Origin of the sequence: Nocardioides sp., assembly GCF_025964975.1 — a bacterium.
Taxonomy (GTDB): Bacteria; Actinomycetota; Actinomycetes; order Propionibacteriales; family Nocardioidaceae; genus Nocardioides.
Map to the genome: position 1 here is coordinate 1 of NZ_JAOPXV010000132.1, position 5707 is coordinate 5707.

At 67.4% G+C, this 5707-nt stretch carries 7 protein-coding genes; 6 read left to right on the top strand and 1 reads right to left on the bottom strand.

What is annotated here, in order from left to right; genetic code table 11:
• Window positions 1-299 precede the first annotated feature (299 nt).
• From JWN68_RS09830 to JWN68_RS09855, 6 genes are all read left to right on the top strand, one after another.
• Entirely contained in the window at window positions 300-1514 is a 1215-nt protein-coding gene (locus JWN68_RS09830) for a glycoside hydrolase family 16 protein (RefSeq protein ID WP_297738202.1), read from the top strand.
• Window positions 1515-1565: 51 nt separating this feature from the next.
• Complete coding sequence (locus tag JWN68_RS09835; protein WP_297738204.1) at window positions 1566-2063, top strand: 2'-5' RNA ligase family protein; 498 nt, start codon at window positions 1566-1568, stop codon at window positions 2061-2063.
• Between the two features lie 82 nt (window positions 2064-2145).
• The gene (locus tag JWN68_RS09840; protein ID WP_297738206.1) at window positions 2146-2922 is read left to right on the top strand and encodes an amino acid ABC transporter ATP-binding protein; all 777 of its coding nucleotides are present in this window, start codon (window positions 2146-2148) and stop codon (window positions 2920-2922) included.
• Window positions 2923-2963: 41 nt separating this feature from the next.
• Window positions 2964-3848 (top strand): glutamate ABC transporter substrate-binding protein, encoded by an 885-nt coding sequence (locus JWN68_RS09845; RefSeq protein ID WP_297738208.1) that lies wholly within the window; start codon window positions 2964-2966, stop codon window positions 3846-3848.
• An 89-nt stretch (window positions 3849-3937) separates the two neighbouring features.
• A complete protein-coding gene (locus JWN68_RS09850) occupies window positions 3938-4627 on the top strand; it encodes an amino acid ABC transporter permease (protein WP_297738210.1) in 690 nt (229 codons plus the stop codon).
• Complete coding sequence (locus JWN68_RS09855; protein WP_297738212.1) at window positions 4627-5529, top strand: amino acid ABC transporter permease; 903 nt, start codon at window positions 4627-4629, stop codon at window positions 5527-5529. The genes JWN68_RS09850 and JWN68_RS09855 overlap by 1 nt, the downstream gene beginning before the upstream one ends.
• Window positions 5530-5560: 31 nt before the next feature.
• Here JWN68_RS09855 and JWN68_RS09860 read toward each other — a convergent pair whose 3' ends face one another.
• On the bottom strand, window positions 5561-5701 hold the full coding sequence (locus tag JWN68_RS09860) for a DUF4442 domain-containing protein (protein WP_297738214.1): 141 nt from the start codon (window positions 5699-5701) through the stop codon (window positions 5561-5563).
• Between the last annotated feature and the right edge of the window lie 6 nt (window positions 5702-5707).

Sequence of the window (5707 nt, forward strand, 5' to 3'; positions counted from 1 at the left end):
TGGACGTTCATCTGGCACCCGTAGGTCCGGACCTCGTAGGTACGCGGGTGGGTCTCGGCGGGGGTGCTCATGGCGTGGTCAAGAGTACGGCGCCGCGCGGGGACCGCCCGAATCGCAGTCCTGACGCGCGTCGGCCTCCGAAGGTAAAGGCCAGTTTGAGGCAATTTCCACAAAAGCCCACGTGAGCCACAAAACACCCACAGAATGGTAACAACTTCCAGTCGGCCCCCCCAGTTCAACTTCCTGGAAGTCAGCCCCGGTCCCACTGGTGGGACCGCTCCTACCCCCCGGGAGTCACGATGAGCGCACGGTTCTTGCGGACAGGCCTGTTCCTCGGCCTCGCCGTCGCCCTGGCACTCCCGATGGCCCCTGCCCAGGCCGAGAAGGGCGAGCAGTCGAAGCGGAAGTCCTCCGACCAGACGATCGTCGTCCGCGGTGGCACCCTCGTGGCCCTGCCGCCCGTCGTGCAGCCGGGCAGCTCGCCCGCCGCTCCGTCCAACACCGGCCAGGTCGTCGCGACCTTCGACCCGGCCCGCCTCGGCCGCGCGGTCCTGCTGGAGCGCAAGGTCGGTGGCGACTGGCGCCAGGTGGCCCGCAAGCGCCAGGACGCCTGGGGCTCCGCAGCCTTCGCAACGCAGCCGGGGACCTACCGGGCCCGCACCGAGACCGACAAGGGTCACGAGCTCGTCACCGGCTCCGTCGTCTCCCGCACCTGGGCACCCACGTTCGAGGACACCTTCACCGACGCGGCCGTGAGCTCCAGCATCTGGAACGACCAGAAGCGCGAGCACGAGAGCGTCTACGCCCCCCGGACGTGCGCTCGAACGGACCCCGCTGCCCACCGCGTCGAGGGTGGCGTCATGAAGCTCGGCGTCGCGCTGGACCCCACGCTTGTCGACCAGCGCTGCCAGTACACGACCGACACCGGTGCCGGCGAGCAGTCCTTCCTCATCACCAGCCAGATCGCCACCGAGAACTCCTACGCCTTCAGCCACGGCATCGCTGCGGTCCGGATGAAGCCCCAGCAGGCGCGGGGCATGCACTCCGGCTTCTGGATGCTGCCGGAGGGCAGCAAGTTCACCGACGGCGACCCGGCGGCCGGCACCGAGATCGACATCATGGAGTTCTTCGGCGAGACCCCCAACGGACGCGAGACGATCGGCTCGTTCGTCTACTACTACGAGGCCGACTGGGTCGCGATGAAGCACGGCGGCCTCTTCAAGGACGCCCGCCAGTCGCTGAGCGACGGCGCCAGCTGGTGGGACGAGTTCCACGTCTTCTCCGTGGAGTGGACCCCCGAGGCCTACGTCTTCCGGGTCGACGGCCGCGAGTACTACCGCGAGACCAACGCCGTCTCCCAGGCCCGCCAGTACCTCGTCCTGTCGATGCTCGCCTCCGACTACGAGCTGGCCGAGCTGACGGCGGACGAGATCGGCGACACCGCCCAGGTCGACTGGGTCCGGGTCTGGGACGGTACGTCGATGGCCGCTCGCAAGGCATCACGCAAGGGCTGATCGCCCTCGTCGGTCTGACGGCCGGTCTCCCCGCGTGGCTAGCCTCGCACCATGCCCCGCCTCCACGCCTTCGAGCTCCTGCCTGACGACGAAGGGCGAGACGCCGTCCTCCGCGACTGGCAGGCGCTGAGGGAGGCCGGCCTCCCCTCGCAGCTCGACCACCAGGGCATGACCAACACGCCCCACGTCACCGTCCTGACCGCCGAGACCTTGGCTGACGACCAGGACGAGCACGCAGTACGGCACCTGGGTCCGGTGCTGCCGGTCGTGGCCCGTGCCTCAGGGTTGGCGCTGCTCGGCGGCAGCCGGGTCTCCCTGGTTCGGATCCTCGATGTCCCCGACGAGCTCATCAGCGCCGTACTCACGTTGCGTGCCGCAGTGCCGCACCGGCAGCACCCGGGGTGGCTGCCGCACGTGACCCTCGCCAGACGAGTGCCGCGTGCCGACGTCCCCACGGCCCTGCGCGTCCTGGGGCACGACGCCGTGCCCCTGCGGCTCGTCGAGCTGCGTCGCTGGGACCCCGACGCAGGCACGGTCCGGACCCTCTGAGCGAATCTCGCGCTGGTCACGATTGGCACAAGGTGACCATGGGTGATGGCCCGAACGGGCTACGTGCGGATAGGTTGCGGACATGACCGCGCTGGAGCATGAACCCCGCACTGCGGGTCGAGGTGAGCCGCTCGTCGTCCTGAGTCGGGTGCAGAAGCACTTCGGACAGCTGCACGCCCTCAAGGACATCGAGCTGAGCGTTGCCAAGGGCGAGGTGGTCGTCGTCATCGGCCCGTCCGGCTCCGGGAAGTCGACCTTGTGCCGCGCGATCAACCGGCTCGAGACGATCGATGAGGGCACCATCACCCTCGACGGACAGCCGCTGCCCCAGGAGGGCAAGCAGCTGGCCAACCTCCGCGCCGAGGTCGGCATGGTCTTCCAGAGCTTCAACCTCTTCGCCCACAAGACCATCCTCCAGAACGTCACGCTCGGCCCGATCAAGGTCCGGGGGATGAACAAGGCGGACGCGGAGAAGAAGGCCCTCGAGCTGCTCGAGCGCGTCGGCATCGAGCACCAGGCGGAGAAGTACCCCTCCCAGCTCTCCGGCGGCCAGCAGCAGCGCGTGGCCATCGCCCGCGCGCTGGCCATGGAGCCCAAGGTGATGCTCTTCGACGAGCCGACCTCGGCGCTGGACCCGGAGATGATCAAGGAAGTCCTCGACGTCATGGTGGACCTCGCCAAGCAGGGCATGACCATGGTCGTGGTCACCCACGAGATGGGTTTCGCGCGCACCGCCGCCGACCGGGTCGTCTTCATGGCTGACGGCGCAATCGTCGAGGAGGGCACCCCTGAGGAGTTCTTCACCAACCCGAAGTCGGATCGCGCCAAGGACTTCCTCGGCAAGATCCTCAAGCACTGAGCTCGTTCATCTCGGAAGCGACACAACACAAGGAGATACAGATGCGATTGATCCGTACGAAGGCAGTAGTCGCCGGCCTCGGGCTGGCGCTCAGCCTCGTGGCTTGCGGCGACGCGGGCTCCGACAGTGAAGGCGCGGACGTCGAGGTCAAGGAGGACGCCGCCTCGGAGTTCGACGACGGCACGCGCATGAAGGAGCTGGCCGACGCCGGCAAGGTCAAGATCGGCGTCAAGTTCGACCAGCCCGGCCTCGGCTTCAAGGACGCCGCCGACGACATCCCCACTGGCTTCGACGTCGAGATGGCCAAGATCCTTGCCGCGGACCTCGGCATCGCCGAGGACGAGGTCGAGTGGATCGAGACGATCTCCGACAACCGCGAGCCGTTCCTCCAGGACGGCACCGTGGACCTCGTGCTGGCGTCGTACTCCATCAACGAGGAGCGTCGCGCGGTCGTCGGTCAGGCGGGTCCCTACCTCGTCACCGGCCAGCAGCTGCTCGTACCCGAGGACAGCGACGTCGAGAGCACGGACGACCTGCAGGGCAAGGAGGTCTGCTCGGTCACGGGCTCGACGTCACTCGACAACGCCGAGGCTGAGGGCATGAAGCCCGTCGGCTTCGACACCTACTCCGAGTGCGTGGAGAAGGTGCTCGACGGAACGGTCGAGGCCATGACCACCGACGGCACGATCCTGGCCGGTTACGCCGCGCAGAACGAGGGCGAGCTCAAGGTCGTCGGCGAGGAGTTCTCCGAGGAGAACATCGGCGTCGGCTACTCGAAGGACCACCCCGAGATGTGCCAGTGGATCGTCGACACGATCACGCAGGCGCACGAGGACGGCCTCTACGACGACGCCTTCAAGGCCACTCTCGGGCCCTCGGGCGTCGACACCCCGGAGCTCCCCGAGATGGACGCCTGCGAATCCTGATCACCAGTGAGTGACGGTCCGGGCCCTTCGGCGACGGCGGGCCCGGACTGTCGCTGTCCCACCGAGTGCAACACCGAGAGAGGAGCCGCGTGGACGCCGTCCTGGACAACGTCGACCTGTACCTGAAGGGCTTCGGCTACACGATCTTCCTTTTCCTGGTCTCGGCAGCGATCTCCCTCGTGCTCGGCACGCTCCTCGCCGCTGCCCGGGTCGGGCCGGTGGCGGTGCTGCGCACCTTCGCCAGCGCCTACGTCGCGCTCGTGCGGAACACCCCCCTCGTCATCATCTTCCTGTTCTTCCAGCTCGGCGCCGGCAAGATCTTCGACTGGTTGCGCTTCGGATGGGTCGACATCCACATCGGCCCCTTCGACTTCACGTCCTTCTTCACCGCAGCTGTCGCCGCGCTGAGCCTCTATTCCTCGGCCTTCGTCTGCGAGTCGATCCGGGCCGGCGTCAACTCCGTCGGTCTCGGCCAGGCCGAGGCTGCCCGGGCCATCGGCCTACCCTTCAGCGGCGTGATGTCCCAGGTCGTGCTCCCCCAGGCGTTCCGGGCCTCGGTGCCGCCACTGGCCAGCACCTTCATCGCGCTCCTCAAGAACACCTCGGTGGCGGGGGTGTTCGGCGTCCTTGACGCCGCCGCCCGGATGAAGGGCTTCACCAATGACCACGCCGACCAGCGCTGGGGCATCTTCATCGCCTTCGCGCTCGGCTACATGTTCCTCGTGGCGATCGTCTCGGCGATCGCCTCCGTTCTCGAGCGCCGATGGAGGGTGGTCTGATGAGCGCCAGCGTCCTCTTCGACACCGCCGGCCCGGTCACCCGCGCACGGCACCGCATCTACAGCATCGTTGCTGGGGTGGCCCTGCTCGCCGTCATCGCGTTCCTCGTCTACCGCATGCAGGTCACCGGCCAGTTCCAGTACGCCAGGTGGGAGCCGTTCGTCACCCCGAAGTACATCGAGGCGATCCTCGTGGACGGCCTGCTGGTCACGCTGCAGATGGCGTTCATCGCCATCATCGGCGCGGTCGCCTTCGGGTTGCTCTTCGGCGTCGGCAAGCTCTCGAACCACGCGTACATCCGCTGGCCGTGCTGGCTGGTCGTGGAGTTCTTCCGCGCCGTCCCGGTCATCCTGCTGATCGTCTTCTGCTTCTACGCCGTCTTCGGAGGCACCGACGAGCTGTCCCGGCGCACCTATTGGGCCGTCGTGACGGCGCTGACGCTCTACAACGGCGCAGTGCTCGCTGAGGTCTTCCGCGCCGGGATCAACGCCGTGCCGAAGGGACAGTCCGAGGCGGCGTACGCCATCGGCATGCGCAAGACCCAGGTCATGACGGTGGTCCTGCTGCCCCAGGCGGTCAAGATCATGATCCCTGCCATCATCAGCCAGATGGTCGTCGCGCTGAAGGACACCAGCCTCGGGTACGTCGTTGCCGGAGCCGGCCTGACCCGCGTGGCGAAGCCGATCTACACGCAGTTCGGCAACCACATACCGACCATCATCGTCATCGGCGCGATGTACGTGCTGGTCAACCTGCTCCTCACTTGGTTGGCCACCTACCTGCAGCGACGCCTCGTCGGAGAGAAGCGGGTGCTCGACGTGGGGATGGTCGGGGAGGCCAAGCACGGCACGTCGGTGCCCTTCTACAAGGGCGACACCGGCGGCGGCGGCGGTCCCGTTTAGCCGTCAGCAGAACTTCAGACGTCGATCCCCGTTACTTCTTCTCGGTCACCCAGAGCTTGATGACGCCCTCGATCACCACGACGCCGTCCTCGCGCTCACCGCGGACCCGGACGTGGAGGTCGGGGTTGTCGCTCGTCCACTGCTCGGCGTCGGTCTCGGCGATGCAGGTGATGTCGCT

Bases quoted from the DNA above. Each gene is read 5' to 3' on its own strand.
- JWN68_RS09830 (WP_297738202.1), top strand. From the start codon at position 300: ATGAGCGCACGGTTCTTGCGGACAGGCCTGTTCCTCGGCCTCGCCGTC.
- JWN68_RS09835 (WP_297738204.1), top strand. From the start codon at position 1,566: ATGCCCCGCCTCCACGCCTTCGAGCTCCTGCCTGACGACGAAGGGCGA.
- JWN68_RS09840 (WP_297738206.1), top strand. From the start codon at position 2,146: ATGACCGCGCTGGAGCATGAACCCCGCACTGCGGGTCGAGGTGAGCCG.
- JWN68_RS09845 (WP_297738208.1), top strand. From the start codon at position 2,964: ATGCGATTGATCCGTACGAAGGCAGTAGTCGCCGGCCTCGGGCTGGCG.
- JWN68_RS09855 (WP_297738212.1), top strand. From the start codon at position 4,627: ATGAGCGCCAGCGTCCTCTTCGACACCGCCGGCCCGGTCACCCGCGCA.